20 protein-coding genes are annotated in these 26,478 nt (G+C 52.3%); 14 read left to right on the plus strand and 6 right to left on the minus strand.

Annotated elements, in window-relative coordinates:
• Positions 1-5 precede the first annotated feature (5 nt).
• The 13 genes from Q4563_RS14470 to Q4563_RS14530 all read left to right on the plus strand — a co-directional run bounded on the left by Q4563_RS14470 (position 6) and on the right by Q4563_RS14530 (position 20,285).
• On the plus strand, positions 6-209 hold the full coding sequence (locus Q4563_RS14470) for a DUF1418 family protein (protein ID WP_215975891.1): 204 nt from the start codon (positions 6-8) through the stop codon (positions 207-209).
• Positions 210-304: 95 nt separating this feature from the next.
• Positions 305-1,123, plus strand: a complete 819-nt coding sequence (locus Q4563_RS14475) for a helix-turn-helix transcriptional regulator (RefSeq protein ID WP_303604949.1) — start codon at positions 305-307, stop codon at positions 1,121-1,123.
• Between the two features lie 152 nt (positions 1,124-1,275).
• Positions 1,276-2,154, plus strand: coding sequence for a hypothetical protein (locus tag Q4563_RS14480; RefSeq protein ID WP_303604950.1), 879 nt, complete (start codon positions 1,276-1,278; stop codon positions 2,152-2,154).
• Positions 2,155-2,185: 31 nt separating this feature from the next.
• Positions 2,186-2,527: a hypothetical protein gene (locus Q4563_RS14485; RefSeq protein ID WP_303604951.1), complete on the plus strand. Its 342-nt coding sequence runs from the start codon at positions 2,186-2,188 to the stop codon at positions 2,525-2,527.
• Positions 2,528-2,789: 262 nt separating this feature from the next.
• The gene (locus tag Q4563_RS14490; RefSeq protein ID WP_303604952.1) at positions 2,790-5,660 is read left to right on the plus strand and encodes an SNF2-related protein; all 2,871 of its coding nucleotides are present in this window, start codon (positions 2,790-2,792) and stop codon (positions 5,658-5,660) included.
• 210 nt (positions 5,661-5,870) lie between these two features.
• Positions 5,871-7,013 carry a protein adenylyltransferase Fic gene (gene fic / locus Q4563_RS14495; protein ID WP_303604953.1) on the plus strand — a complete coding sequence of 381 codons (1,143 nt, stop codon included), beginning with the start codon at positions 5,871-5,873 and terminating at the stop codon, positions 7,011-7,013.
• Positions 7,010-10,561, plus strand: a complete 3,552-nt coding sequence (locus tag Q4563_RS14500; protein WP_303604954.1) for a site-specific DNA-methyltransferase — start codon at positions 7,010-7,012, stop codon at positions 10,559-10,561. The genes fic and Q4563_RS14500 overlap by 4 nt, the downstream gene beginning before the upstream one ends.
• Before the next feature lie 6 nt (positions 10,562-10,567).
• On the plus strand, positions 10,568-13,900 hold the full coding sequence (locus Q4563_RS14505) for a DEAD/DEAH box helicase family protein (protein ID WP_303604955.1): 3,333 nt from the start codon (positions 10,568-10,570) through the stop codon (positions 13,898-13,900).
• A 1,526-nt stretch (positions 13,901-15,426) separates the two neighbouring features.
• On the plus strand, positions 15,427-16,284 hold the full coding sequence (locus tag Q4563_RS14510; RefSeq protein ID WP_303604956.1) for a LamG domain-containing protein: 858 nt from the start codon (positions 15,427-15,429) through the stop codon (positions 16,282-16,284).
• A gap of 257 nt (positions 16,285-16,541) precedes the next feature.
• Positions 16,542-17,240 carry a spondin domain-containing protein gene (locus tag Q4563_RS14515; RefSeq protein ID WP_303604957.1) on the plus strand — a complete coding sequence of 233 codons (699 nt, stop codon included), beginning with the start codon at positions 16,542-16,544 and terminating at the stop codon, positions 17,238-17,240.
• Positions 17,241-17,248: 8 nt separating this feature from the next.
• A complete protein-coding gene (locus Q4563_RS14520) occupies positions 17,249-17,983 on the plus strand; it encodes a spondin domain-containing protein (RefSeq protein WP_303604958.1) in 735 nt (244 codons plus the stop codon).
• Between the two features lie 56 nt (positions 17,984-18,039).
• The gene (locus Q4563_RS14525; protein WP_303604959.1) at positions 18,040-18,807 is read left to right on the plus strand and encodes a response regulator transcription factor; all 768 of its coding nucleotides are present in this window, start codon (positions 18,040-18,042) and stop codon (positions 18,805-18,807) included.
• On the plus strand, positions 18,804-20,285 hold the full coding sequence (locus Q4563_RS14530; RefSeq protein WP_303604960.1) for a sensor histidine kinase: 1,482 nt from the start codon (positions 18,804-18,806) through the stop codon (positions 20,283-20,285). Before Q4563_RS14525 ends, Q4563_RS14530 begins: the two co-directional genes overlap by 4 nt.
• A gap of 137 nt (positions 20,286-20,422) precedes the next feature.
• Here the strand turns inward: Q4563_RS14530 and Q4563_RS14535 are convergent, their stop codons facing one another.
• Positions 20,423-20,704, minus strand: coding sequence for a peptidylprolyl isomerase (locus Q4563_RS14535; protein WP_215975869.1), 282 nt, complete (start codon positions 20,702-20,704; stop codon positions 20,423-20,425).
• A 149-nt stretch (positions 20,705-20,853) separates the two neighbouring features.
• Positions 20,854-21,906, minus strand: coding sequence for an aldo/keto reductase (locus Q4563_RS14540; protein ID WP_303604961.1), 1,053 nt, complete (start codon positions 21,904-21,906; stop codon positions 20,854-20,856).
• Between the two features lie 255 nt (positions 21,907-22,161).
• On the opposite strand from Q4563_RS14540, the gene Q4563_RS14545 reads away from it, so the two are divergent.
• Positions 22,162-22,893, plus strand: coding sequence for a sulfite exporter TauE/SafE family protein (locus tag Q4563_RS14545; protein WP_303604962.1), 732 nt, complete (start codon positions 22,162-22,164; stop codon positions 22,891-22,893).
• A 124-nt stretch (positions 22,894-23,017) separates the two neighbouring features.
• On the opposite strand, the gene Q4563_RS14550 is transcribed toward Q4563_RS14545, so the two are convergent.
• From Q4563_RS14550 to mpl, 4 genes are read right to left on the minus strand one after another with little or no spacing between them, the layout of a single operon-like run.
• Positions 23,018-23,332, minus strand: a complete 315-nt coding sequence (locus tag Q4563_RS14550; protein WP_303604963.1) for a DUF2288 domain-containing protein — start codon at positions 23,330-23,332, stop codon at positions 23,018-23,020.
• Positions 23,333-23,339: 7 nt separating this feature from the next.
• Positions 23,340-24,245, minus strand: coding sequence for a hydroxymethylglutaryl-CoA lyase (locus Q4563_RS14555; RefSeq protein ID WP_303604964.1), 906 nt, complete (start codon positions 24,243-24,245; stop codon positions 23,340-23,342).
• On the minus strand, positions 24,245-24,856 hold the full coding sequence (locus Q4563_RS14560; protein ID WP_303604965.1) for a flavin prenyltransferase UbiX: 612 nt from the start codon (positions 24,854-24,856) through the stop codon (positions 24,245-24,247). Before Q4563_RS14560 ends, Q4563_RS14555 begins: the two co-directional genes overlap by 1 nt.
• A gap of 11 nt (positions 24,857-24,867) precedes the next feature.
• Positions 24,868-26,229, minus strand: coding sequence for a UDP-N-acetylmuramate:L-alanyl-gamma-D-glutamyl-meso-diaminopimelate ligase (gene mpl / locus Q4563_RS14565; protein ID WP_303604966.1), 1,362 nt, complete (start codon positions 26,227-26,229; stop codon positions 24,868-24,870).
• Between the last annotated feature and the right edge of the window lie 249 nt (positions 26,230-26,478).

Consider the following 26,478-nt stretch of genomic DNA (forward strand, 5'->3'; position numbering starts at 1 on the left):
AAATTATGAAGTTACCCATACACCTACTCGTGCTGGATTTTATCGGCTGCATACTCATTGGCTTGGGCATGGCCATGCACTTTGCCAATATTGATCTACTGCCCGAATCGCTGCGCTTTGAAAAAGACGGCCTGGTTTTTATCGTAGTGGGTGTAGCGCTAATGCTGCCGGCGATTCTTCACCTCTTGCAAGGCTTGCGTAAGCGATAACGCCAATGACAAGATGGCGGGTATTACATGCTCGGAGTTAGTGTGGCACTATAAGCAGTTGAATTAATGCCACACTACAACAAGGACACGCTGCAATGGACATCAGCGATGCGCAGAAAGCGCGGTTACACATCTTCGAGCTAGTTGTTTACTGGGAGGGAGCGGCCAATAGCAGCCTTCTGGTTAAGCACTTTGGTTTGTCGCGCCAGCAGGCCAGCCAAGACATAAAGCGCTACACCGCCCTCATGCCCGGCAACCTTAACTACTGCAATAGCCGCAAGTGCCACCAGCCCAGCTCAAATTTTAAACCATTGTTTATTACCGGTGAGGCAGAGCAGTACCTCGCTTGGCTGTCGCAACCTTTACCCCTGCAAACACTGCCCATTCACTCGCTAAGCCTGCCCAGTCGCGGCCTGGAGCCTGCACTGATGCGCGCGATTGCACAGGCGATTCGCCACCACCAACGGCTAGAGGTTGATTACGTCTCCCTCACCAACCCCAACCGCCGAGGGCGGGTAATCGCCCCGCACTCGCTGGTGCAAACCGGCCTGCGCTGGCACCTGCGCGCCTGGTGTGAGCATAAAAAACAATTCCGCGACTTTGTGCTCAGCCGCTTTCGCGGCGATGTCACCTTATCCGGTCCCGCCACCCACAGCGCCGGGCAAGATACCGCCTGGAACACCGAAGTAGAGCTCATCTTCGAGCCCGATTTGCGCTTAACCCTCGATAAACGCAGCGTTATAGAGCACGACTACCAAATGCACAATGGCCAACTGCGCATAAAAACCCGCGCCTGCCTTGTTCAATACCTACTGCAAGAAATGCGAGTTAACACCAAAGTGCTAGACGCCGTGCCTGAGGCCCAGCAAATCATCCTTGTCAATTTAAATGACATAAAACAGTGGTTGTTCTGATGAAACTGGGTGTCGTTAAAGAGGGTTGTCAGATGTTATTGCGGGTTAAATTTACAGTATTGCGGACAAGGTTCGAATCGTTACAGTGGTGTCAACAAAACGCGATCCACATTGGATCAACCGTAGTTGACGACTTTCCATAGGTGATTTGTATGTTCCGTATTCTGACAGTTTTGCTGATATCAACAATTTTATCTGCCTGTGGGGGTGGCAGTAGCGATGGTGGTGACGATCTTGGCCCGGGTTCTGATGGTCGCCCGGATGAGCCCCGCGGGCTAGACAAAATTGTAAATCTTCACAACAGTATGGAAGGTAACTACAAGGTAAATAGCCTGACAATATCGGGGGCGAATAGCGAGAGAGATATAGCATCCGAGTGCCGCACAGAAAGCCCAATATCCATCGCTGGGCTGCAAAATGATGCCAGTGACATCAGCCAGCACGGAGCATGTTTTAACGATTATTCAACCTGCACTTACGTTACCGGTGATGCAATGCTTACAACCACTGCGTTTGGGCGAGAGTTTCGCGCGGTAACACCCACAGGAGACTACTCGGGCGTTGTAACGACAGATGTGCTTTTTACGGGCAGTTTTAAAGCGATAGCAGGTCAGAAAATTGATGCTTGCGATGACGGGGGTGATGCTTTTATTCCAGTTATTGAAGGTGTTTACGAAGGCTACCGTTACGATGTAGACACCAGTAAAACGCTTGATAAGCAGGCCTTAGTGCGGTCGGAAAAAGTGGTAATGGATTGTTTAGAAGGTGTCTGCGTGCCACGAGATGACAATGTCATACGCGTGATGACAAGCAGTGGGTTTGATTTGTCGGTGAGTCATTCAGCGGCGGCCCCGTACATTTTAAACCAGTTTTCTACACCGGATAATACCCGAGGCTACCAATTTTGGGGCACTACTACCGACGATGGGAGCACTATAACGGGCTTGGCATTTCCGGTAGGTACAGGCGCAGGCTACAGGGAGTGTAATGCAGGTGAGTGTTTCTTTTTGAGTTTTTATAAGGTGATGTAGGCTCGCTAGGTGGGCTGTAAGGAGACGGGTGATGATTAGGCCGAAAAAGAAAGCTAAAGCCATTTTAAAGACAATAAGTTATAGAGATTGTCCGGCAAAATCCTTTAACAATAACGGAAATATAATAGTTGGCAGGTCTGTTGAGAGCCATTGTCAAATTGTCGGTGAGGTCGCCAAGGAGGTGATACGGCGCTCGCCAGTGTCAGATTTGTTTCCGGAGGGCGCGGCATTTGCGGCAGCTACACATGATATTGGCAAAGTAAGTCCGACATTCTATAACAAGATCATTAACGCCTGTTCTGAAGAGCAGATACCACATGTGAACTTTGAGCTTGAAAAAACTGGAACGGGCATGCAGGTGTTAGCCAACTAACCGCTAAACAAATGGGCGCGCCGGAATATCCCTATTGACTATAGGAGGCTGGCGGTTGAATCTTTAGCGGATACTAAATTCTTGCTTACAAAGCCTCTATTCGCAATGGGTGTTATATTTAGCTGACCTTGAGAAGACTGTTCGTCCAGCCACTGGATTCTCAATCACTTAACGGCCGGTTTTACATCGCTAAGCTAAATATGGCATATTGAGGGTTGAATAAAATGCCAAAATTAATGTGGCAGCCAATATCGGGATGATTATGGAAATTACCGACTACCACGCCAAATACTACGCCTACGAGCTCACTCGCCGTCGCCGTGGCAGTCAGGTAGACCGGATTACTCAGTCACTATTCGACGCCTCGGTTGACTTAAACCCCCACCAAATCGACGCCGCTTTGTTTGCGCTACAAAACCCTTTGGTCAAGGGTGTTGTGCTGGCAGACGAGGTGGGCCTAGGCAAAACCATTGAAGCGGCTTTAGTGTTGGCGCAGTACTGGGCAGAACACCGGCGTCGGCTTATCGTTATTTGCCCTGCTGCGCTTCGTAAGCAGTGGGCCAATGAGTTGGCGCAAAAGTTTCATTTGCCGTCTCAGGTTTTAGATGCCAAAACTTACAAACAGCAACGCGCCCAAGGAGTCTCCGAGCCGTTTAATCAGGCTTCAGTAACCGTTATCTCCTATAATTTTGCGGCGCGAATGGTTAAAGAGCTAAAGCGTATACCGTGGGATTTAGCGATTTTTGATGAGGCGCACAGACTTCGCAACGCTCACCGCGAGAGTCATCGCACCGGGCAGGCAATTAAGGAGGCTTTTATTGGTTGTAAAAAGCTTCTGCTAACCGCGACGCCCTTGCAAAACTCGCTAATTGAGCTCTACGGCTTATCTACCGTTATTGACGAACACCTGTTTGGCGATGCCACCAGTTTTCGCCGGCAATATCTGCGTGGCGGCGAGGATTTAGAAGGCCTGCGAGAGCGCTTGGCAGAGTTTGCCAAGCGTACCCTGCGCAAGCAGGTGCTCGAATATATTCGCTACACTGAACGCAAACCCATAACCATTCCCTTTGTGCCATCTGAGGATGAGCAGCGCTTGTACCATTTAGTGTCTGCTTACTTACAGCGTGAAAATACCTACGGAGTACCGCATCGCCAGCGTCACTTAGTGACTTTGGTGGTGCGCAAGCTCTTGGCCTCGTCCACATCGGCCATTGTAAATACATTGCACAGTATGATTCGACGCTTAAAAAAGCTCGAACAAACACAGCAAGATGACGACAACTGGCTAGAAAACTTAATTGACTCTGATGAGCTAGAAGATGAGCTGCTAGAAGTTACCGAAGCTCCATCGGAGTTTAATGTACAGCCCATCGGTGATGACGATGCCGTCAACCTAAGCCAATTGCGCGGTGAAATTGCCGAACTGGAACAATACCTCGATTTAGCCAACCGAATTCAGCAAGACGCTAAATCGGAGGCGCTGCTATCGGCTTTACAGCAAGGCTTTGAGAACATGGCCAGCATGAACGCCGAGCGCAAAGCCGTTATATTCACCGAGAGCCGCCGCACGCAAGACTATTTATTGCAGTTTCTAGAGCGCCACGGCTTTGCCGGTAAAATCGCAACCTTTAGCGGTACTAATAACTCTGCGACCACACAAGCCATTTACCAGCGCTGGTTGGCTGACAACCAGGGTTCGGATCAAATCACAGGCAGTGCCGCCGTCGATCGGCGCACTGCGTTGATCGACCACTTTCGCAATAGCGCCGAAATTTTAATCGCCACAGAGGCTGCCGCCGAAGGTGTAAATTTACAGTTTTGCAGCCTCGTCATTAACTACGATTTACCCTGGAATCCGCAGCGTGTTGAACAGCGCATAGGCCGTTGTCATCGCTACGGTCAAAAGTTTGATGTGGTCGTGATAAATTTCCTCAACCGGAAAAACGACGCTGACCGCCGTGTGCTAGAGCTATTGCGCGACAAATTTCAATTGTTCGATGGTTTATTTGGTGCCTCCGATGAAGTATTAGGCCGCATAGAGTCTGGCCTCGATTTTGAAAAGCGCATTGCCGACATCTACAACACCTGCCGCACCACCGATGAAATAGAAACTGCGTTTAACAAGCTGCAAAAAGACTTAGAAGAAAGCATCAACGAAAAAATGCAGGAAACCCAGGAAAAGCTCCTGGAGCATTTTGATGCGCAAATTCACGACCTTCTTAAAAACCAATACCGCGCGGCGGAGCAGCAGTTAGATTTAATCAGTCGCTTATTTTGGCAGCTCACCAAACACCAGCTGAAGGGCCAAGCCGACTTTAACGATGTTGAGCTCGGCTTCGGGCTCATGGAGTCGCCGGTCTCTACCGTTCCAGCCGGCGATTACGCCTTAATTCGCAAAGGCCATAACCCACCTGCCCACACTCACCTGTATCGATTAAGCCACCCCTTGGGTGAGTGGGTACTCGACACCGCCCGCCGGTTGGACACGCCTGCGGCTCAGCTTAATTTTGAGCTTACCAATCACCCCGTCAAATACTCCGCGCTAGAGCCTCTGGTGGGTCAATCCGGCTGGTTAGAGCTAAACCAGCTAGAACTAGACAGCTTTCAAAAAGAAGAGCACTTGGTGTTTACCGCGCTAACCGCTGAGGGTGAACTGCTAGATAAAGAACGCGCCGAGCTAATGTTCCGCCTGGCAGCTAAACTTGCACCGGCAGAGCCCGTACCGGCCGCGCTCGCGGAAAAGCTGCAGGCCACCGTGGCACGCCAGCTGGATGCCCGTTTAAGCGAAGCGCTGGATGAAAATAATCAGTTTTTTGAGCGAGAGCGCAATAAACTTGAGGCCTGGGCCGAAGACAACGTAAAAAGCGCCGAGCAAAAGCTGGAAGATACTCGCGCCAAGCTCAAAGAGGCCAAGCGCCTGTCCCGGACCGCGCAAACGCCCCAAGATCAAAAACAGGCCCAAGAAGACATTAAAAAGTTGGAGCGTACCCAGCGCCACAATCGTCAAAACATTTTCGATGTGGAAGACGAAATAGAGCGCAAGCGGGATGATCTAATTGAGGCGCTGGAAAAGCAAATGCATCAGCGTAGTAGCACCCACCACCTATTCAGGGTGCGCTGGAAACTTGTATAACCTGTCGATTAATTTGCAAATTATCGACAGGTTTTTCGGCCGTGTCGATTGTGTCGACATGTCTCGATAATATGTCGATTTATCTTGATTTAATCGACATATGCATGCGACGATGGCCCCTTTAAATGCTTTTATTGCCACTCCAAGCGCCCGCAGACTAATCAAAATAGTGCCAGCAGGGGTGGCCTTGAATATCCCGAAGAGCTCACAATGACGCCATTTGACGCCAACAGGCCTTATAACGACTTACCGCCGCTACCACCTGCGACCGAGCTGGAGACCAAAGCCTGCCTCAAGGCCTGCATCGAAGCGCGCACCGCCCTGGCCGAGCTTAAGCAGGCAGGGGAGCTGATTCCCAACCAGGCTATGCTGATCAACACCATCCCGCTGCTGGAGGCCAAAGACAGCTCGGAAATCGAGAATATTGTCACCACCACCGACAAGCTGTTCGAATACGCCCAGGCCGACGAAAGCCGGGCCGACCCCGCCACCAAAGAGGCCCTGCGCTACCGCACCGCCCTCTGGCAGGGGTTTCAATCCCTCAGTGAACGCCCCTTAAGCACCAGTACCGCCGTGACTATCTGTGCCACCATGAAGGGCGCCGCCATGGATATCCGCCGGGTGCCGGGCACCACGCTAAGCAACCCCGCAACGGGCGAAACCATCTATACACCCCCCGAGGGAGAAGACCTCCTGCGAGACAAGCTGGCTAACTGGGAGAAGTTCTTGCACCGCGCTGAGGATATTGACCCCCTGATCCGCATGGCCGTGGCCCACTACCAGTTCGAGGCCATCCACCCCTTTACCGACGGCAATGGCCGCACCGGGCGCATTATCAACCTGCTTTATTTGCTCGAGCAACAGCTGCTGAGCATTCCGGTGCTCTACCTGAGTCACCACATTATTCAGCACAAAGCCGACTACTACCGCTTGCTGCGCGAGGTCACCGAAGCCCAGGCCTGGGAGCCCTGGGTGCTCTACATGCTGGAGGCCGTGCGCAGCACCGCTCACTGGACGCGGGACAAAATCATGGCCATCCGCCAGCTACAGGAACACACCATTGATTATGTACGAGACAACTTGCCCACTATTTACAGTCGCGAACTGGTAGAGCTGACCTTTACCCAGCCCTACTGCCGCATTGCCAACCTGGTGGACGCGGGTATTGCCAAGCGGCAGACCGCCTCGGTGTACCTAAAGGAACTTCACGCCATTGGCGTATTGCGCGAGCAACAAATGGGGCGAGACAAGCTCTTTGTCCACCCCAAGTTGCTGCGGTTGCTGACCCAGGAAACCAACACTTTTACCCCCTATTCGGAACAAGCGAATCAGTCACAACAGGAATCACCATGAGTAACGCCACTCAACAGCTCAAAGCTAAACAGCGCCGGGAAAAGTTTGCCGAGCTTCTGCGCGAAATGTTCCAGCTCAACCAGCCGGAGCTGGATTTCGGCCTCTACCGCATCATGCACGCCCGCAAGGACGACATTAACCGCTTTATCGAAAAAGACTTGCCCAATATTACCCAAAAGGCGTTTAGCCAGTTTGCCAGCCAGGACAAAACCCAACTGGAGGCCGAGCTAGATAAAGCTCGCAAGGCCGCCGAGGATGCCGGTTTTAGCGCGGAAGACTCCCCTAAAGTCAAAGAGCTGCAAGCGCACCTCAAAGACGGCTTCGATCTGGCCCGGGAAGAGGGCGAAGTCTACGATGCCCTGGTCACCTTTTTTAACCGCTACTACAGCGAAGGGGACTTTCTCTCTCGCCGCGTCTACAAAGACGGCACCTACGCCATTCCCTACCAAGGCGAAGAGGTGGTACTGCACTGGGCCAACAAAGACCAGTATTACATCAAAAGCAGCGAAACCCTGCGCGACTACAGCTTCCGCCTAAACCCCAATGCTGGGCCGGGCGAAGACCCCATGCGTGTGCACTTCAAACTGGTGGATGCCGACGCCGGCGCCAAGGACAACAACAAGGAAGCCGCCGATAATAAACGCGTTTTTGTGCTGGACGCCGAACAGCCGTTTGAGCTGATTGACGGCGAACCGCTGGAAAAGGGTGAAATTTATAAAGAGCTACAATGCCGCTTTTACTTCCGCCCCGCCACCGAGGCCGATTGGACGGAAAAAGCCAAAGCCAAAGCCACCGACGCAGCCAGTAAAAAACCACCCGCCCAGGATGCCCTGCGCACCATCGCCGAAGAGCGCCTGCTGGGCGACGAGGCCGCCCTGCCGGAGCCCTGGAAAACCGCACTTGCCCAAGCCTACCGCAAAGCCGACGGCGAACTGGCGGACTACTCTATGCTGGCCGGGCAGCTCAACAACTACACCAAAAAGAACACGTTCGATTATTTTATTCACAAAGATCTGGGCGGCTTTTTAACCCGCGAGCTGGATTTCTATATCAAAAACGAACTGCTCGACTGGGCGGATATTGCCTCCCTGAAAAATGACCCGGTTCGCTTGGGCCCGTTGCTCAGCAAAATCGAAGTGATTCGCTCTCTGGGCGAAAAGATCATCGCCTTTCTGGCGCAGCTGGAAAATTTCCAGAAAAAGCTGTGGTTAAAAAAGAAATTTGTTACCGAGACCAACTACTGTATTACGCTTGACCGACTGGAAAATACCCCCGAGCTGTTGGCCGAGGCCTTTGATAATGAGAAGCAGCTCAAAGATTGGGAGTGGCTTTACAAGATTGATCTCGAACAGTTGGCAAAACATAGGAAGACGCTGAGTTGGGCGGAGCTGCTGGCTAAGCCCAAGTATCGCTACATGATGGTGGATACAGGTAATTTTGAGGGTGCCTATAAAGAGCGAGTTTTAGCCGAGATTGATAATCTTGACCAGCTGTGCGATGGCTTGCTGGTGCATTCTGAAAATTTTCAAGCATTAAGTTTCCTTCAAGCACGATACAGAAACCAAGTGAAATGTGTATATATCGATCCTCCATACAATACCGGAAATGATGGCTTTGTATATCGAGATGCCTATAAAAGCTCCACGTGGATGTCGATGATGAACGATCGTCTGTCGCTAGCGAGAGAGATGATGGCGACGAACGGGGTTCTTTTTTCAAGCATCAACGAGATACAGAGGGATGAGCTTTCCGCTCTTTGTGGTGACGTGTTTGGTGAACAGAATCGAGTAGAAGAAATTATTTGGGTTCAAGATACGGTTAGCAACAATTCGCCCGCCTACTCAACAAATCATGAATATGTTGAAGTCTTTGCGAAGGATCGCGCAGCTGCTGAGAGCACTGAGGGAATGTTCAAGGAGGTTCGTGCGGGATATCTAGAAGTGAGCGAGTTGGTTGCTGAGCTTGGCCGCCAGTTCGCGCCTATCGATGTAATCGAAAGAGAGATCAAAAACCTATATAAAGATCACAAGTCGCAACATATTTCCGGAGAGGTGGATAGGGGTATAGATAAGTCCGAGGCTGTCAAAACAGACCCTTGGAAAGGTTTGTATCCTTACGCGTTCGTTGAATACCGTGATGACTCAGGAGGGTATGTCGACTTCTCAGAGGCGAAAGATAGACAGGCCAAGCCTTGGGTGTGGAGAAAAGTTGAGCCATCCATGCCTTCGGGAAAGCAATCCCCTTCGACGAAGGATCCGAAATCGGAAAACTACCGCTACTACAAACCTACGGTTGACGGAATAACCTATAGGCCGCCGAAGCGTGGTTGGTCTTTTCCATACCGAACCATAGGTTCAAGGCCATCATTTGATAAGTATGTTAGTGATAAAAGGATTTGGTTCGGTGGGGCAGATGTGACGCCTCAGCAAAAGTACTTTCTTCGTGAAGTGGAAAGCTCAGTGCCGACTTCAGTGGTAAGGCAATACGCCGATGGCGAGCCTCGGCTAGCGAGTATGCTGGGTGAAAAGGGGGTTGTTCCCAACCCAAAGCCGCCAAAGCTGATTGAAAGGTTCGTAAACCAGACTACGGTAGCAGGAGATTTAGTGGCGGACTTTTTTGCCGGTTCGGGAACGACAGGCAATGCTGTCATCAATATGAGAAGGGACGGCATAGGAGACTGTAAATATTGTTTGGTGGAAATGGGTGATTATTTCGATAAGGCACTCAAATCGCGTCTCACGAAAGCCGTCTACGCTGACCAGTGGGCAGAAGGCGAGCCGGTTTCGACAGGAGAGAGCGATTACGCTGGCGTTAGCCAGATGTTTCGCTATCTGAGACTTGAAAGTTACGAGGACTCTATTAATAACCTCTTGTTAAGTCGGATTGCAAAACAGGAGCAGTTGCTACAGGAGAGAAAAGGTTCGCCATTCGATAGCGCGCGCCAAGCCTACATCATGAACTACATGCTGGAAGTCGAAACCCGCGACTCCCAGTCGCTGTTAAATACCCGCCAATTTATCGATCCTACTCAATACAAACTCAATGTACGTTCCGCCAGCGGCGATGAAACCCGCCCGGTCAATGTGGATCTGTTGGAAACCTTTAACTACCTGTTGGGGCTGACGGTGGAGCACATTGCCGCGCCAATCCATTTTGACGCTGAGTTAAGCCAGGGCGAATACGGCCGATGGCAGGCCAAGGTCAAGCGTAGCGAGTCTGGCAAATGGTGGTTCCGTACCGTCTACGGCACCAACCGCGCCGGCCAGCAGGTGCTGGTGGTGTGGCGCAACCTGCCCAGCGTGATTGACGGCACCGAAGAAGGCATCAAGCTGGATAACGCTGTGCTGGACGCGGTGTTGATTGAAAAACTGGCCATTCGCCTGACCGAAAGCCGGGATGACGAAGTGGACGTGCTTTATGTCAACGGCGACCACAACATCGCCATCCCCCGCAACCGCAAAGGCGAGCCCATGGAGCAGGCGCGTATACAGCTAATTGAAGAGGCCTTTCACCGGTTGATGTTTGCCGATACCGAGCAGGGGGTATAGGCGGCTATGGCAGCAAGAAAAGCGACCCCAAAAGCCAAAAAGACCCTGCAGTTTCGCCACCACCTGGTGCTCAACCAGTGGCTGTTCTCCCTGTTTGGTTTTGACTCCCTAAACGGCAACTACGACGTGGGTAAGCGCGAAGCGCCGACACTGGAGGCCTTTCGCGACCGTTTTCAGTTAATTGGCGAAACCAGCGGCCGCAATGCCGAGGGCGAACACTTGTTGGTACAGCGCATCCGTGAAAACCTGACCGACGACGCGCTGCTGAGCGACGAGCAGCTGCTGGAGTACGACCGGCGCATTAAGGCGTTGACCGACACCATCAACAGCGCCCGCTTAACGGCCAACGAGGCACCCATCGAGTGGAAGTACTTTCAGTACCTGATGCTGCTGTTCACCGAAATCTACCTGGATTACCTGTTTACCAAACCCGAAGAATTGTTGGAGGGTTTAAACCAGCAGATAGAACGCTGGAACAACCACTGGGTGGCAGAGCAGGATTTTAATCACAACAAGTTGAAGGCTCTCAACCCGGAAGACGATCTCTGGCCGCAGCTGAATATGGTGGCCTATTGGAGTGCCACCGGTTCCGGTAAAACCTTGATTATGCATGCCAACATTTTGCAGTACCGCTACTACCTGCAGCGTTACGGCAAAGCGGGGGACATCAACAAGATTATTCTGCTCACGCCCAATGAAGGGCTGACCCACCAGCATCTGGTGGATTTGGAAAAATCCGGTATTCGCGCCAGCGAATTCTCCGCCAAGGGCGGAGACTTGTTCGCGCAGGATGTCATTGTGATCGACATCAACAAACTGCGCGACAGCGAAAAACAAAAAACCGTGGCGGTGGACTCCTTTGGATCGCGCAACCTGCTGTTGGTGGACGAAGGCCACCGGGGCACCGCTAGCGGCGGCGGCAGCTGGTACGAGTACCGCCAAAAGCTGTGTTCCCTGGGTTTCTCCTTTGAGTATTCGGCGACTTTTGCTCAATCCAGCATTAAACACGACAACCTCCGGCAGACCTACACCAAGGCCATACTGTTCGACTACTCCTACCGCCACTTTTACGGCGATGGCTACGGCAAGCAGTCACAGATTCTCAATATCGAGGCGGCTACCAAAGACGACCAGTTCCGTTACCAGATGGCCTCGTTGCTGAGTTTTTACCAACAGTTGCGGCTGTTCTCCGAGAACCGTAAAGCGTTTGCGCCTTTTAACCTGCAAATGCCGTTGTGGGTTTTTGTTACCTCCAAAGTTACCCAAGGCTTTAATACCAAAGAAGCCAACGATATGGTTCAGGTGCTTCAGTTCTTGGATGTCGTGCTGAGTAAGAAGGCCGATAGTGTCGCCGCCATTGATACGCTGCTTAACCAGGGCATGGTGGGCAAAGGCGGCGTAGACCGTTTACATGGCCGCTTTAATTACCTCAAAGAGCTGGGGGAAAGCGCCGAACAGCTTTACCTCGACCTGCTGGAGCGGGTATTCCATTGCGGGGGTGGCCGCCTGCATATTGAAAACATCACCGGAGTCGCCGGTGAAGTTGCCCTGCGTGGCGGCACCTCGGATACGCCCTTTGGCGTGATCAATGTGGGTGACGACACCAAGCTGGTGAAGCTCTGCGACAAACACGATTTGCTCGTGCAGGACGCCCGGTTTAGCGAATCCCTGTTTCGCGGCATCAACCGCGAGGACTCGAACGTTAACCTGCTCTTGGGCGCCAAAAAATTCACCGAAGGCTGGAGCAGCTGGCGGGTGTCCAATATGACACTGCTGAATGTGGGCAAAAACGAGGGTGCCCAGATTATTCAGCTATTTGGTCGCGGCGTGCGCCTGCAGGGCTGGAACACCACGCTTAAACGCTCCGCCGAGTTGACCACCCAACTGAAAACCGCCGGCATTGAGCGACCGCGCCATATCGGCCTACTGGAAACACTGAATATATTCGGCGTCAAGGCCGATTACATTGCCCAGTTCAAAAAAGAGCTGGAAGACGAAGATATTCCCGTCAACGAAGGGCTGGAAGAGTTTGTTCTGCCGCTTAACCCCATGAACCACCTGCCGGACAACCTGAACGTGCTCCGGGTAAAAGACAGCGTGGCCAACAAGGCCATCGGTGGCTCCGGCAGTGCCTTTATGGAATTGGCCGAGCAGGTGGTCCTGAAGGCACCCAAAGCACTAACCTCATCCGAGGTGGACTACTTTTGCAGTCCACCTCGTGTCAACCTAGACTTCTACCCCCAAGTGGGTGCCTTCTCCACCGACCGGCAAGGTTCCCGAGCTGTGGGTGCACAGCAGCAATGGCTTAAAAGTACCCAGTTGGTCCTGCTGGATAGCCGCAAGCTCTACTTTGAGCTGCTCGCCTTTAAGCGCGACAGGCGCTGGTCCAACTTGACCATCACTCAGGATGTGGTGGATGAGCTGCTGCAAGACACGGGTTGGTACCGCCTCTACGCGCCGGACGACGCCATGAAACCCGGCCAGTTGGAGCGCCTTAGCCTCTGGCACGATATGGCCATCGCCTTGCTGCGCAAGTACTGCGAGCTGTTTTACGGTCTGCGCCGCAAACAGTGGGAGGGCGATAAGCTTGAATACCGCGCTGTGACAGAGAAAAAACAGCATCTGCCGGGGGTGAGTGAAAGCACGCCAGAGGGTAGCTACCTGATTACGTTGGATCGGGAGCGCCACAAGTCGCTGATTAAGCAACTGGAAGGGCTGCGAGAAAAAGTCGCTTCCAACGATGTAGAAGCCTGGGATGGTCAAATCAAAGAGGGGCTTGAGTTCATCTGGTGCGAGCGGCATTTCTACCAGCCCCTGCTGGCCGCTACCCAGGGACTTGATTACCAGGTAACCCCCACTTCGCTCAATACAGGCGAGGCCCAGTTTGTACGGGACATTCACAAAGCGGTAAAGGCGGATGTGTTTGAGGGCTATGAAGTATATTTGCTACGCAACCAAACAGGTCAGGGCTCGGTAGGTGTATTTATAGACGGCGGCTTTTACCCGGATTTTATCTTATGGTTGGTCAAGGGTGACAAGCAGAAAGTTATCTTCGTGGATCCCAAAGGCTTGCGTCACCATAAGCCAGACGACCCAAAAGTTAGGTTCCATCGTACGATTAAAGACATTGAGGCTGACCTTATCAAGCAGTATTCGGCCAACAGTTCAGTGGAGCTTCATGCCTTTCTTATCTCCGAAACGCACTCATCCCAGCTTGTTAGCCAATGGAAAGATGATTCAGGGCAGCCTGTCACAAAGGCGCTGATGGAAAGCTGGAATATTCTTTTTCGGGAGGAAGACGAAGCCTACGTGCAGAAGTTGGCGTCAGTCGTGATCTAAATTGGAGCAAAGGGAGTGTTCCATGAACGAGCTTTTGATCCCTTTTGGGATTCACTTGGAGACGGGAGAAATTATAGAGCCTGAAGACGCGCCCAGCGGGCGCGCCTGTAACTGTCTATGCCCTGGTTGTAAAGCCCCATTGTTGTCTCGGCACCCCAAAGTCAATCGGTATCACTTCGCCCACGATTCGCGCCTAGCGGGCGCCAAGCCGGAAACCGAGTGTCCTTTTGACTCCGCGCTAGCCGTTGCGATGATGGTGCGGGAGCTGGGGGTAAAGCTGGTTGGCTGTACTCTGGAAACACCAGCACTTACAGAGACGGTGCGCTACTCGTGTTGCGGTCAGTCAGAAAATGTTCGAATCACGCAAGGAGCGTCCAATGCCATTGAGGGCGTCAAGTCTGACGTAAAAGTTGCAGACCATCACGTTGATTTATCGCTGAAAGTGGGAGGGTATGAGTTTTTGGTGGAGTTGCGCTACCAAGGTCGTGTGCCCGTCCTAGCTGATGAGGATAGACTCCGAGAGAGAAAGACAGCGCTACTAGTTTTGGATTGTGGCAGTTTTTCGGTTTCCTCTTTGAAAAGAGACCGAAATCGTCGCTTCTCAGACGCTGTTTTGGATTTTGTGCTGCGCGAAGGCACAAAATTTTGGCGGTTCCACCCAAGGGTTGATCCTATTCTGGAAGAGGCTCGAAGGATTCATACTTGCTCCAGTCCTGTTACTCCTAGACGGGAGATCAGTGGCATAGCGGAAGACTCACCCGGTGTGTCAGGTCGCTTGGTAGATGCGGACAGGCCTATAGAGTTACAGCGATACCAGTGTGTCAGGTGTCATGCAGAGTGGCTCCATGATTTTTCCGGACCGCTTGGTTGTCCAAATGGGCATGGCCACCTTTATGCGAGAGAGATTCCGTAGTTCTGTATAGGCACGGGGGACTGGAGTGATAGGTTGAAATAACTCCCATGCAGCGTCAGGCGATGCATTTAGCATTGCCACACCGCCGCTGACTTATCGGTTACCGCTTCACTGCCGCACAGGCAGCTAAGAATTAAATGGGGTCAGATGAAACTTTTGGCGCAGGGATCATGATTCTATCGCCGGTCGCCCCTGTTTTGCAGGGCGCGCTCTTCGGCCTGTCAGTTGTTCGATTTCGTCTTTAAAGCGATCATTGCCTAGTATCAATCCTTTATTCACTGAGTGTCGGATTTTATCGGTCAGCTCGGAATCTAGATGATGACAAATTAATTGTGGCTCTAAATAACACTTCCACATACGCGCTCAAAATTGCTCACGTACAATACACTGGAGTCGCTCCTTGCCAAGCCGAAAAATAGAGTTCAATCACAACAGGTCGCTTGTGTTTGGCGCCTAAATGCTATGTTGGATAAAAACTAGCGTTTAACGGGGATTGCGAATAACATAAAGCTGGGTGGTTTCATAGTTTTCGCCTACTGTCCCCGGTTTGCACTGTATTAGGGTGTTATCTGGAATCGGAATATTTTGGGAAATATATTAGGGAGAATAGGCCATGAAAAATACCACCTTACTCATGTTTGTGCTGTTGTTTAGTGTATTAATAAGCGGCTGTGGTGGCGGATCAAATTCGTCAGCTTCGTCGTCCAGTGTAACCTCATCAGATTCTAGCTCTAGCAGCGAAGCATCTTCTGAGTCTAGCGTTAGTTCCAGTTCAAGTTCAAGTTCAAGTTCAAGTTCAAGTTCAAGTTCAAGTTCAAGTTCAAGTTCAAGTTCAAGTTCAAGTTCTGCAGAAACTGTTCCCGCCCCTGTAGCTGATGGCTTTATGCTGCTGGAGGGCGTTAACGATGATTACATTGAGATCCCTCATCATGCCGATCTGAACCCCACCGAAGGCATTACGATCGAAGGTTGGATCAGGGTAGATTCCTTTGACGTAAGTTGCGCCAACATTATCGGAAAACAATGGACCTCGAGCTACTGGCTAGGTGTTTGTACCAAATTTCGCTTTTATCCTGGCGATGCAATCAACGTTGATGCCTCGTTTGGTTTTGAGCTGGATAAGTGGACTCACTGGGCGGTAACGTCGGACAATAGTATTGTACGTTTCTATCTCAATGGTGCGCTGATGGATGAAGTTGAAGCCCCGGGGGACTTGATAGCCAATGACCTTGCGTTGCGGATTGGCAGCGATGTAGATTTTGGGGGTAACGTTGGGTTTATTGCGTTATCTGAGATTCGTTTGTGGGGGCTGGTCCGTTCAGAGGTGCAGATAGCCGCCGCCTGGGATCTTGCCATAACCGAACCTCAAGAAGGGCTTATAGCCGTTTGGCCACTCAATGAAGATGGCCGCGACGCTCTGGGCAACCATCATGGCACTGTTATGGGTGCGCCAGTTTTCATGACTCCTTAGACTTGCAGGGCCCGCCGTGGTTGCGGGCCCGTTTTATTGCAATTAAATGGGGTCAGGAAGAATGGCCACCCCAAAAAGCTTAAGTAAGTGCCATTCTCATCTGACCCCAATTTCCCGACACCAATTCCCCAATTTCAATTTGACTTAAAAAATGAACTTCTTGTGATACTTTCGTGAGGAATCCCCCAATGGCTACAGGACACAATGGTGACTCGTTGATTCAGTCGTTTATCTAACGATGCTAAGGGAGAGTCCTAATGAAAGTGTTAACTTCAATTATTACAGGTGCTTTGTTGAGCGCTAGCGGTGCTCAGGCAGCCGAATATACTATCGACATTCAAAACCTTACCCGCGGTTCAGTTTTCGCACCTTTGGTGGTGGCTGCTCATTCTGGTAGTGACTCTTTGTTTATGGTCGGGGAGTCGGCCTCTACCGCTGTGCAGGCTATGGCCGAAGGTGGAGACATTAGTGGTTTGGTGACTTCATTAGAGTCGGTGGGCGCGACTATTTCTAACAATCCGGCTGAAGGGCTTTTAATGGCGGGTGATAGTGTGGAGGTGGTGCTGAATACCGACTCTACCGCTAATACTTATTTGTCATTAGCGGGGATGATTGTACCGTCTAACGACGGTTTTGTTGGTTTGAATTCACTAATGTTGCCGACTGAAACAGGCGTTTATCATTATACGCTCAACGCGTATGACGCGGGCACCGAGGCGAATGATGAATTGCGTGGCAGTGGTGCGCCAGGGGAGCCGGGCTTGCCGGTACCACCGCCATTGGAAGAAATGGTTGGTCATAACGCAACCGGTGTGGAGGCTAATGCAGAGGGGTTCGTTCACATCCACCGTGGGGTATTAGGGGATACAAATGCCGAAGGCGGATCAAGTGATCTTGACGCTGGTGTGCATCGCTGGTTAAACCCTGTTGCTCACCTCACCATTACGGTTCAGTAGGGGGCGTCATGAAATCCTTTATATTTAAAGCACAACTTATGGCCGTGGCGGTTTTGTTATCGGCCTGTGGTAGCGATGATGATTCGCAGCCCGAAGCGACACTGACTCACTATACTTTTCAAGTGGATGTCACCAATATGACGGCGGCACAACCACTATCGCCGGTTGCGGTGATGTCTCACGGCCCGGAGCTTGAGCTGCTGATGGTGGGTAGTACTGCCTCGACCGAGCTTGAGGTTCTTGCCGAAGGTGGAGACAATTCTCAACTGTTGGCTATGGCTGCAGCGCATCAGACGACCCTTGCGACTATGAGCGGTGAAGGTGTTCTCACCCCGGGTACCACTGAGAGTGTTACGCTGGAGTTTGAGCGTCCAGACAGCGATGATGAACTCGACATGCAAGTGTCTGTAGTGAGCATGCTAGTTAATACCAACGATGCTGTCACCGCGATCAATGGTCAGTCTATTGCGAGCTTAAACGTGGGCGAGAGCGTAACATTCACAGGTTTGAGCTATGATGCAGGGACGGAGGCTAATACGGAGCACGCCGATCATATCCCTGGTCCCGCTGCGGCCGGAGGAATGCAAGAGGGCTTCAGCGAAGTGCGCGACGACTTTGTAAATCAGGTTCTGATGCACAGTGGTGTGATTACTGCCGCTGACGGGTTGGAAACGTCAGTGTTACAGGCAGAGCACCGCTGGGATAATCCGGTTATGCTCGTTAAAGTGTCTCGTATTGAGTAACACTGATATAACTTATAGGCTCGGCACTGTGTGCCGGGCCGACACCCGGAGTTTTAATGTCAAATCGCATTCATTTGGCCCACGTGAACCACGCCCTCCCAAAACACCGCAAAAAAAGACGCTTTTTGGTCGTGGAAGATGAGCAGGATTTAGCCGAGTTAATTCGACTGCATTTAAAAGAGCTTGATGCTGAAGTCGAAATTTGTGGTCGTGGCGATGAAGCACTGACGTTGATTGCAGGTCAAACCTGGGATGTTGTGGTTCTGGATTTAATGCTGCCTGGTGTGGATGGGTTAGATATTTGTCGCTCGATCCGAGCCGATGGTAACAATGTCCCCGTGCTTATGCTTACCTCTCGTTCGACGGAATTGGATCGAGTTCTCGGTTTAGAGTTAGGGGCTGATGACTACCTAACCAAGCCGTTCAGTACGCTGGAATTGATGGCAAGAGTTAAAGCATTGCTGCGCCGCTCAGAGTTGGTTGTAGACGATGGCGCAGGTCAATATTTAGAAATACGCAATTTAACGCTCGACAAAATCTCCCGCGAAGTATCGATTGGCGGTAAGGCGCTTGACCTTACGGCTAAAGAGTTTGATTTGCTTTGGTACTTTGCTGAAAATCCAGGCCGTGTTTTCCGGCGCACTGAATTGCTGGATCATGTATGGGGGTACGGTCACGAAGGTTACGAGCATACTGTGAACAGTCATATAAACCGGTTGCGCAGCAAACTGGAAAAAGTAGATCCGGATTACGTGTTTATTAAAACAGTGTGGGGTGTGGGTTACAAATTTTGCTCGGCCGACGAACTGGACAATCTATCGTGAAGATAACATTTACATCGCTCAATGCTCGCCTATCGTTTGTTCTTCTACTTTTGTTTTTGGTGATTTGTGTCGGTTATCTGGCCCTAGTCAATTGGAGCACAAACCGCTACTACCAAGAAGTCACACAAAATCTCAACAAAAGCTTGGGAATGTATATTGCCGGGAGAAGCCCGCTTATTGTCGATGGAGCCGTCAATCGTAAAGCCATGAACGAGCTTGCTGATTTAGTTATGGTGGTGAATCCTATTGTTGAAGTGTACTTGCTGGATCGGGATGGGCAGATTATCTCGCACGCGGTGGAAGAGTCTGAAGTAAACCATAAAATTGTCGATGTGGCGCCTATAGATGCGTGGTTAAACACGAATAATCCCGCCGCCGTGTTTGGTACAAACCCGAGAAGCGGAAAGCGGGATGTGGTGTTCTCCGCGTGGCCCGTCGACGATAACGGCCAGAAAGCAGGTTATTTATATGTGGTTTTAGGTGGAGAAAAATATCAAAAAATGCGGGATTCTCTGGGAGATAGTTATGTCTACCGGTTGAGTGCGGCAGGGCTGTTGGCGATAAGTCTATTTGCTTTGATAACAGCGATAATATTCTTCTCTTTTATGACCAAACCATTAAGACGATTAGCCCGCGACATGAAAAAATTTCAGCGCGAAATCCTGCAAGATGATATCGATAAGGGCTCTCAGTCTGGAAACGAAATTTGGGTAATTCAACAGTCTTTTTCTCAAATGCAGCAGCGCATTATCGAGCAAATAGAAGCCTTGTCTAAAACCGATAACCTCCGTCGTGAACTGGTGTCGAATGTGTCACATGATTTACGCACTCCTTTGGCTTCTATGCAGGGTTATCTGGAAACCTTGATTGTGCGCAAGAATACATTGTCTGAGCAAGATCGTGAGAAATACCTAAAGGTAGCCTTTAGCCATAGCAAACGGTTAACCCGTTTAGTGCAAGATTTGTTTGAACTCGGGAAGTTGGATGCAGGAAAAACTGAGATTGTGAAAGAGGATTTTTCACTGACCGAATTGTTGCAGGATATTATTCAAAAGTACGAACTTAAAGCCGAAAAAAAACAAATCAGTTTGCGCGCCCAACTTCCCAACCAAGCCAATGTGGTCAATGCAGACATTGGGTTGATCGAGCGTGTGTTAGAAAATCTAATCGACAACGCTTTAAACTATACCCCATCAGGGGGGCGAGTCGATATTGCAATAGGCGATAGCCCCGATGGTGTGAAAGTTGAGGTGGCCGACAATGGCGTGGGTCTGCCCTCTTGTGATATTCCCAGAATATTTGACCGCTACTTTCGCAGTCGCCATACCTTAGTGGGCTCTGAAAAGGGTACCGGACTGGGCCTGGCTATTGTGAAGCGTATTTTAGATTTGCATCAATGCCGTATATCTGTGGTATCCACAGAAGGTGAAGGCGCCAGTTTTAGTTTTAATCTGCCCGAAGCCAAGCGAGCCGGCTGAGCCCACAGCTGGGTTGGAGGGAGTGTCAGTCTAGCCTAGCCCCAGTGTTTGGGTGGCTATTTTATGGGAAACGGGTGACTGAGCTCGATGCCCCACGACCGATTCGAATCTAAGTCGGACGCGGGGCTAAACATCAGTTAGTCCTGACGCTCAGTGACTTCCAGCAGGTGGTAACCAAACTGGGTTTTCACCGGCCCCTGTACTTCGTTAACAGGCGCGCTGAATACCACTTTGTCGAACTCGGCAACCATTTGGCCGGGGCCAAAGGTGCCCAGGTCGCCGCCGTTGCGGCCTGAAGGGCAGCTGGAGTGATCTTGCGCCAGCTTGGCGAAGTCTTCACCGGCTTCGATTTTGGCTTTGAGTTCGTTACAGGTGGCTTCGTTGTCGACCAGAATGTGACGTGCTGCTGCTTGAGGCATAATTGTCTCTCTTTCTATGGGGTTCATTGAGACGCGTACGATAATCGGTATCGCTCCTCAAATCCAGCCTGGCAAGGGGTGGAGCTTTTGTATCTTGGCCATTAAGCGCGACTTTTAACATCCGACATCCGACATCCGACATCCAAACTCTAAAACGGCACCGGGTACTGCCGGTGTATATCGGCAATATCACTGAGCACCTGATCGCTGAGGGTGAGCTCAAAGGCGCTGATATTTTCGTTGAGCTGCTCCAAACTGGTTGCGCCGATGATGGTGGAGGTTACGCCGTCTACCTGGTTGCACCAGGCTAAGGCCAGTTGTGCCGGGGTCAGCTGATGTTTTTGGGCAAGCTCGCTATAAGCGGCCACGGCGGCGCTGCTTTGCTCGGTATCGCGGAACAGGCCATTGCGTTGTACCAAGTTCCAGCGCGCGCCTTCGGGGCGTGCACCGCCGATGTATTTACCGGTCAGTGCACCGGTGGCCAGAGGTGACCAGGGCAGGTAAGCCACTTGCTGATGTACGCAGTTTTCAATTAAAAACGGCCAGTCGCGGGTTTGCAGCAGGCTGAATTCGTTTTGTATGGCGGTAACCCGAGTGAGGTTGTGTTTTTCACTGAGGCGCACGTACTCGTTGATGCCCCAAGGCGTATCGTTAGACAGGCCAAAGTGGCGAATTTTGCCGCTTTTTACGCATTCATCTAGCGCTTGCAGAATTTCCAGCATTTGCGCCGAGTGTGCCTGGGCATCCACATCGCTAAAACTGATACGGCCGGGGGCGTGTTTACCAAAGTGTGGCGAGGTGCGGTTGGGCCAGTGCAGCTGGTAGAGGTCGATATAGTCGGTTTGCAGGCGGGCGAGGGAGTCATTAACGGCGCTGATCACGCTTTCGCCGGTGATGTCGCCACCGCCGCGAATGTACTTGAGCCCGTTGCCGGCAATTTTACTGGCGAGAATAAATTCTTCACGCCGGGCGGGGTTGTCGGCCAGCCAGTTGCCAATAATAGTCTCGGTGGTGCCGTAGGTGTCGGCCGTGGGCGGCACGGCGTACATTTCGGCGGTGTCGATAAAATTCACCCCCTGGGCCAGGGCGTACTCAATTTGGGCGTTGGCGTCGTTTTGAGTGTTTTGCTTGCCCCAAGTCATGGTGCCGAGACAGACGCGGGATACCTGCAGGCCGCTGTGGCCGAGAGGGCTGTATTGCATGCTTTTTTCCTATTCTGTGTATTGCGTGATGGCAATGAATGCTGACAATATTAAGCGAGGTGAGAGTAGAAACCAAATCCGATACGCAACACCTTCGGTAATGGAATGTTAATGAAAAGCGCCGCAGCCTTGCAGGTCAAAGAATTGCAAATGGGCTCGTAAAACTGTGCGCGCGGGGCTATGATGCTGCCGGCTTAAAAAGCTTAGCGGCGGTTGCCGCAATCCCTATGTTTTATCCAACGTGTTGAGATTCCCTTGCTAACTGATCTGTCTGTTTTACAGCTGATATTAGCCAATTTGGCTTTATTGGCGGGCGCATGCCTTCAGGGCGTGGCCGGTTACGGTATTGGTACTTTGTCGGTGCCTTTGTTGTTTTTGGTCAATCCGGCCCTTGTGCCCGGTGTGGCTATGCTCAATGCGTTAGTGCTGACCGTACTGATGATGGTGCGTAACCATGGTGGAATCCAGTTTCGACCGGTGCGTTACGCCATCGGCGGCAACGTGGTAGGCACCGGCCTGGGTGCGCTGACGCTGATGGCACTGTCGGTTAAAGGCTTTGAGTTTGCCTTTGGTGGTTTAATATTGCTGGCCGTACTGCTCAGTGTGGTGGGTATAAAGCCCCGATTGAATGCGCGCAATAATTTATTGGCCGGTGCCGCCTCGGGCTATATGGGGACGATTACCGCCGTGGGCGGCCCGCCGATTGCGCTGGTCTACCAAAATGAGACCGGGCCCCTGGTGCGAGCGAATTTATCGGCCTTCTTTTTGTTTTCGTGCATTACCGGTGTTATCGCCCTAACCGCCTCGGGTTATATTGGCGTTGCCGAACTCAAGGCGCTGCTACTGACCTGCCCCGGTGTGGTATTGGGTTTTTGGCTGTCTGGCTTTTTAGTCAACCGCTTACCCTTTGCCGCCCTGCGCCCGATTATTCTCACCATCGCAGCCTTTACCGGTGTAGCGGCACTGGTGCGAGGGGTGTTGGGGTAGGGGAAGGCTCGATGTCTGACGTCGGACGTCTGATGCTAAACGCTAAAGATCAGCACGGGTTTGACAGTTGAGTGGCTTGCACAAAAAATCCAGACCTCAGACCTCAGACCTCAGACCTCAGACCTCAGACCTCAGACCTCAGACTTTTCTGCTGAACCAACACCCAGGGTTTGACCACCACGGCCCAGAGTAGGGTGTCATTTTCAAACCACTGTTGTGCGCTTTCGTCGCTGACGGGGCCGACTTGTTCGGCTTGCATCCAGTGCTGTATTTGCGCGGCATTGTCGCAGGCCATTTCGGCGGCGACCTGAGTCAGGTCGAGCTCGGGGGCGACGAAGATGGCTTTGCCCGAGGCAAAAAATCGTTGCAGTTCGCGCCAGGGGATTTGCGCGGTTTCCAGGTTGGCTTTGGCTTTAAGTAGTTCGTTGTCTTCTGTCATAGTTGTTTTATTTTTTAAAGTTAGCGAGCAGTGCCTGAGCGACGCGGCTGTGGTTGGCAATGCCCAGTGTGCGGCAAATTTGGTCGCCGGCCTGTACGATTTTATCCAGCGCTACGCCGTGTTCAATGCCTAGCCCGTTTAATAGGTATAGCACGTCTTCGGTGGCCAGGTTGCCCGAGGCACCTTGGGCGTAGGGGCAGCCACCTAAACCTGCGACCGAAGCATCCACCACCGAAATACCCATTTGCAGTGATTGGTAAACATTGGCCAGTGCCTGACCGTAGGTGTCGTGCATATGCACCGCGAGCTGCTCGGGCCCAATCGCCTTGAGCATGGGCTCCAGCAATGCGCGGGTGCTGGCGACGGTACCGACGCCGATGGTGTCGCCCAGCGAGACTTCAAAACAGCCCATAGCGAGTAGTGCCTGAGCAATTTCGACGCACAGCGCCGGGTCCACCGCGCCGCTGTAAGGGCAACCCAGCACGCAAGAAATATAGCCGCGCACGGGAATATTGGCTGCGCGGGCGGCGCGGGTGACGTCGCTAAAGCGGGCCAGGCTGTCATCAATGCTGCAGTTAAGGTTTTTTCGGCTAAAGGCTTCGGAGGCGGCGGCAAAAATGGCGACCTCGGATGCCCGCGCCGCCCGGGCCCGCTCAAAACCTTTCAGGTTGGGGGTGAGGGCGCTGTAGCTTACCCCCGAGCGGCGCTCAATACCGGCGAACACGGCTTCGCTGTCGGCCATTTGTGGCACCCACTTGGGGTTTACAAAGGCGCCGGCCTCAATGCGGGTAAGACCGGCCTCGGCCAGGGCGTGGATTAAGGCGATTTTATCGGCGCAGGCGATGGTGCCCGGCTCGTTTTGCAGGCCGTCGCGCGGGCCTACCTCTACTAAGGTAACCTTGCTGGGCAGCACTACTCTTCGCCCCAGCGCGGCATCAGATCTTGTTCGATATTCAGTTGGTCGAGAATGCGGGCCACCACAAAGTCCACCAGGGCTTCGACGCTATCGGGCTGCAGGTAAAAGCCGGGGCTGGCCGGTAGCACCACCGCGCCGAGCTGAGTGAGCTTGAGCATGTTTTCTAAGTGCACAGCGGAGTAGGGCGTCTCGCGCGGCACGACAATCAGTTGGCGGCGCTCTTTTAGGGCGACATCGGCGGCGCGTTCAATTAGGTTGTTGCTGGCCCCGGTGGCGATGCTGGATAAAGTACCGCCGCTGGCCGGGCAAATTACCATAGATGCCGGTGAGCTGGAGCCTGAGGCCACCGGTGAGAACCAATCGTCGCGCCCGAACAGTATCAGTTGATCGTCCGCCGCGCCGTAGCGCTGACTTAAAAAGATTTGCTGTTCGTCTAAATCGGTCGGTAAATCCAACTCGGTTTCGGTGCGAATCACGACCTCGGCGGCGGAAGACAATAACAGATACACCCGGCAGTCGGCTGCCAGCAAACACTGCAGCAAACGCAGCCCGTACTGTGCGCCCGAGGCGCCGGTCATGGCGAGGGTTACGGTGCGTTGTTCGTTCATGGCGGCCTCCGTCATAGGGCGTGTTTATTCAGTTGCGACACTAAACGACCGTGCAAACCGCCAAAGCCGCCATTGCTCATAATCACAATATGGCAGTTGGCCTCGGCCAGCGCCAGGGCGTCGTGAATTAATCCGTCCAGCTCGCGGTAGAGTTTGGCGGGCACCGGCGAGTGGTTAATCACATCGGCCAGATCCCAGTCGGATGCCGGGGGCTGGTACCAGAGTACCTCGTCGGCATCGCTGCAGGCGTTTGCCAAGTTGTCTTTGTGAACCCCCATACGCATGGTGTTGGAGCGCGGTTCAATCACGGCGATGATTTTGTCGCGGCCCACTTTGGCCCGCAGCCCGGCCAGCGTGGTTTTAATGGCGGTGGGGTGGTGGGCAAAGTCGTCGTAGACCTTGATCGAGTGTAGATCGGCGATGCACTCCATGCGGCGTTTGACCCCTTTAAACTCGGCCAGCGCGGCGGCGGCCACCTCCGGTGTTACGCCCACATGGCGCGCCGCCAGCAGGGCGGCCAAAGCGTTGTCCACATTGTGCTGGCCGGTTAAGTCCCAGCGCACTTCAGCCTGTACCTGAGCGCCTTCCAATACCTGAAAGTGGCTGCCATCGTCTTGTAACAAGCGGCAGTGCCACTGGCCGTTGGCACCTGTGCTAAGAGTATTGCTCCAGCAGCCTTTGTTTAGAGTTTCATCAATGGCGTCAATTCCAGTCGGGTGAATAATTTGCCCGCTGCCGGGTACCGTGCGAATCAGGTGGTGAAACTGGCGCTGGATATCGGCTAAAGAGTCGAAAATATCGGCGTGATCAAACTCCATATTGTTGATGATCAGCGTGCGCGGTTGGTAGTGAACAAATTTGGAGCGCTTGTCGAAAAAGGCGCTGTCGTACTCGTCGGCCTCAATCACAAAAAAAGGCGTGTCGCCCAGACGGGCCGAAACGGGGAAGTTTTGCGTAACCCCGCCAATTAAAAAGCCCGGGGCCATGTGGGCGTATTCCAACATCCAGGCCAGCAAGCTGGCGGTGGTGGTTTTGCCGTGAGTGCCGGACACGGCCAGTACCCATTTGCCGGGCAATACATGCTGGCGCAACCACTCGGGGCCCGAGGTGTAGGGCAGGCCGCGCTCTAACACTACCTCAACCGCCGGGTTGCCGCGACTGAGCGCATTGCCGATGATAACTAAATCGGGGGCCGGGTCGAGTTGGGCCGGGTCGTAACCGCTGATCAGCTCAATGCCGAGCTGCTCCAGTTGCGTGCTCATGGGCGGGTAAACGTTTTGGTCGGAACCGGTTACCCGGTGGCCCAGCTCTTTGGCAAGGCTCGCCAGGCTACCCATAAAGGTGCCGCAAATACCGAGAATATGAATGTGCATAGTCGCGCTTCAATCGTCATATTTAGAGTGCAGCGAGCTTAGCATAAATTGAAGGGGCGGAACGTAGAAGGCGGAACGCAGAACGCAAAAGGCAAAACGTAGAACGCAGAATGCGTATTGTAAGGTGCTAAAACAGTGAATAGTGGTTGACTTCGCTACGGGCTAGCACAGCACAATATTGTTCCGCATTCCGCATTCCGCATTCCGCATTCCGCATTCCGCATTCCGCATTCCGCATTCCGCATTCCG

The organism is Gilvimarinus sp. 1_MG-2023, assembly GCF_030548285.1.

Bases quoted from the DNA above. Each gene is read 5' to 3' on its own strand.
- Q4563_RS14470 (WP_215975891.1), top strand. From the start codon at position 6: ATGAAGTTACCCATACACCTACTCGTGCTGGATTTTATCGGCTGCATA.
- Q4563_RS14475 (WP_303604949.1), top strand. From the start codon at position 305: ATGGACATCAGCGATGCGCAGAAAGCGCGGTTACACATCTTCGAGCTA.
- Q4563_RS14480 (WP_303604950.1), top strand. From the start codon at position 1,276: ATGTTCCGTATTCTGACAGTTTTGCTGATATCAACAATTTTATCTGCC.
- Q4563_RS14485 (WP_303604951.1), top strand. From the start codon at position 2,186: ATGATTAGGCCGAAAAAGAAAGCTAAAGCCATTTTAAAGACAATAAGT.
- Q4563_RS14490 (WP_303604952.1), top strand. From the start codon at position 2,790: ATGGAAATTACCGACTACCACGCCAAATACTACGCCTACGAGCTCACT.
- fic (WP_303604953.1), top strand. From the start codon at position 5,871: ATGACGCCATTTGACGCCAACAGGCCTTATAACGACTTACCGCCGCTA.
- Q4563_RS14500 (WP_303604954.1), top strand. From the start codon at position 7,010: ATGAGTAACGCCACTCAACAGCTCAAAGCTAAACAGCGCCGGGAAAAG.
- Q4563_RS14505 (WP_303604955.1), top strand. From the start codon at position 10,568: ATGGCAGCAAGAAAAGCGACCCCAAAAGCCAAAAAGACCCTGCAGTTT.
- Q4563_RS14510 (WP_303604956.1), top strand. From the start codon at position 15,427: ATGAAAAATACCACCTTACTCATGTTTGTGCTGTTGTTTAGTGTATTA.
- Q4563_RS14515 (WP_303604957.1), top strand. From the start codon at position 16,542: ATGAAAGTGTTAACTTCAATTATTACAGGTGCTTTGTTGAGCGCTAGC.
- Q4563_RS14520 (WP_303604958.1), top strand. From the start codon at position 17,249: ATGAAATCCTTTATATTTAAAGCACAACTTATGGCCGTGGCGGTTTTG.
- Q4563_RS14525 (WP_303604959.1), top strand. From the start codon at position 18,040: ATGTCAAATCGCATTCATTTGGCCCACGTGAACCACGCCCTCCCAAAA.
- Q4563_RS14535 (WP_215975869.1), bottom strand. From the start codon at position 20,704: ATGCCTCAAGCAGCAGCACGTCACATTCTGGTCGACAACGAAGCCACC.
- Q4563_RS14540 (WP_303604961.1), bottom strand. From the start codon at position 21,906: ATGCAATACAGCCCTCTCGGCCACAGCGGCCTGCAGGTATCCCGCGTC.
- Q4563_RS14550 (WP_303604963.1), bottom strand. From the start codon at position 23,332: ATGACAGAAGACAACGAACTACTTAAAGCCAAAGCCAACCTGGAAACC.
- Q4563_RS14560 (WP_303604965.1), bottom strand. From the start codon at position 24,856: ATGAACGAACAACGCACCGTAACCCTCGCCATGACCGGCGCCTCGGGC.
- mpl (WP_303604966.1), bottom strand. From the start codon at position 26,229: ATGCACATTCATATTCTCGGTATTTGCGGCACCTTTATGGGTAGCCTG.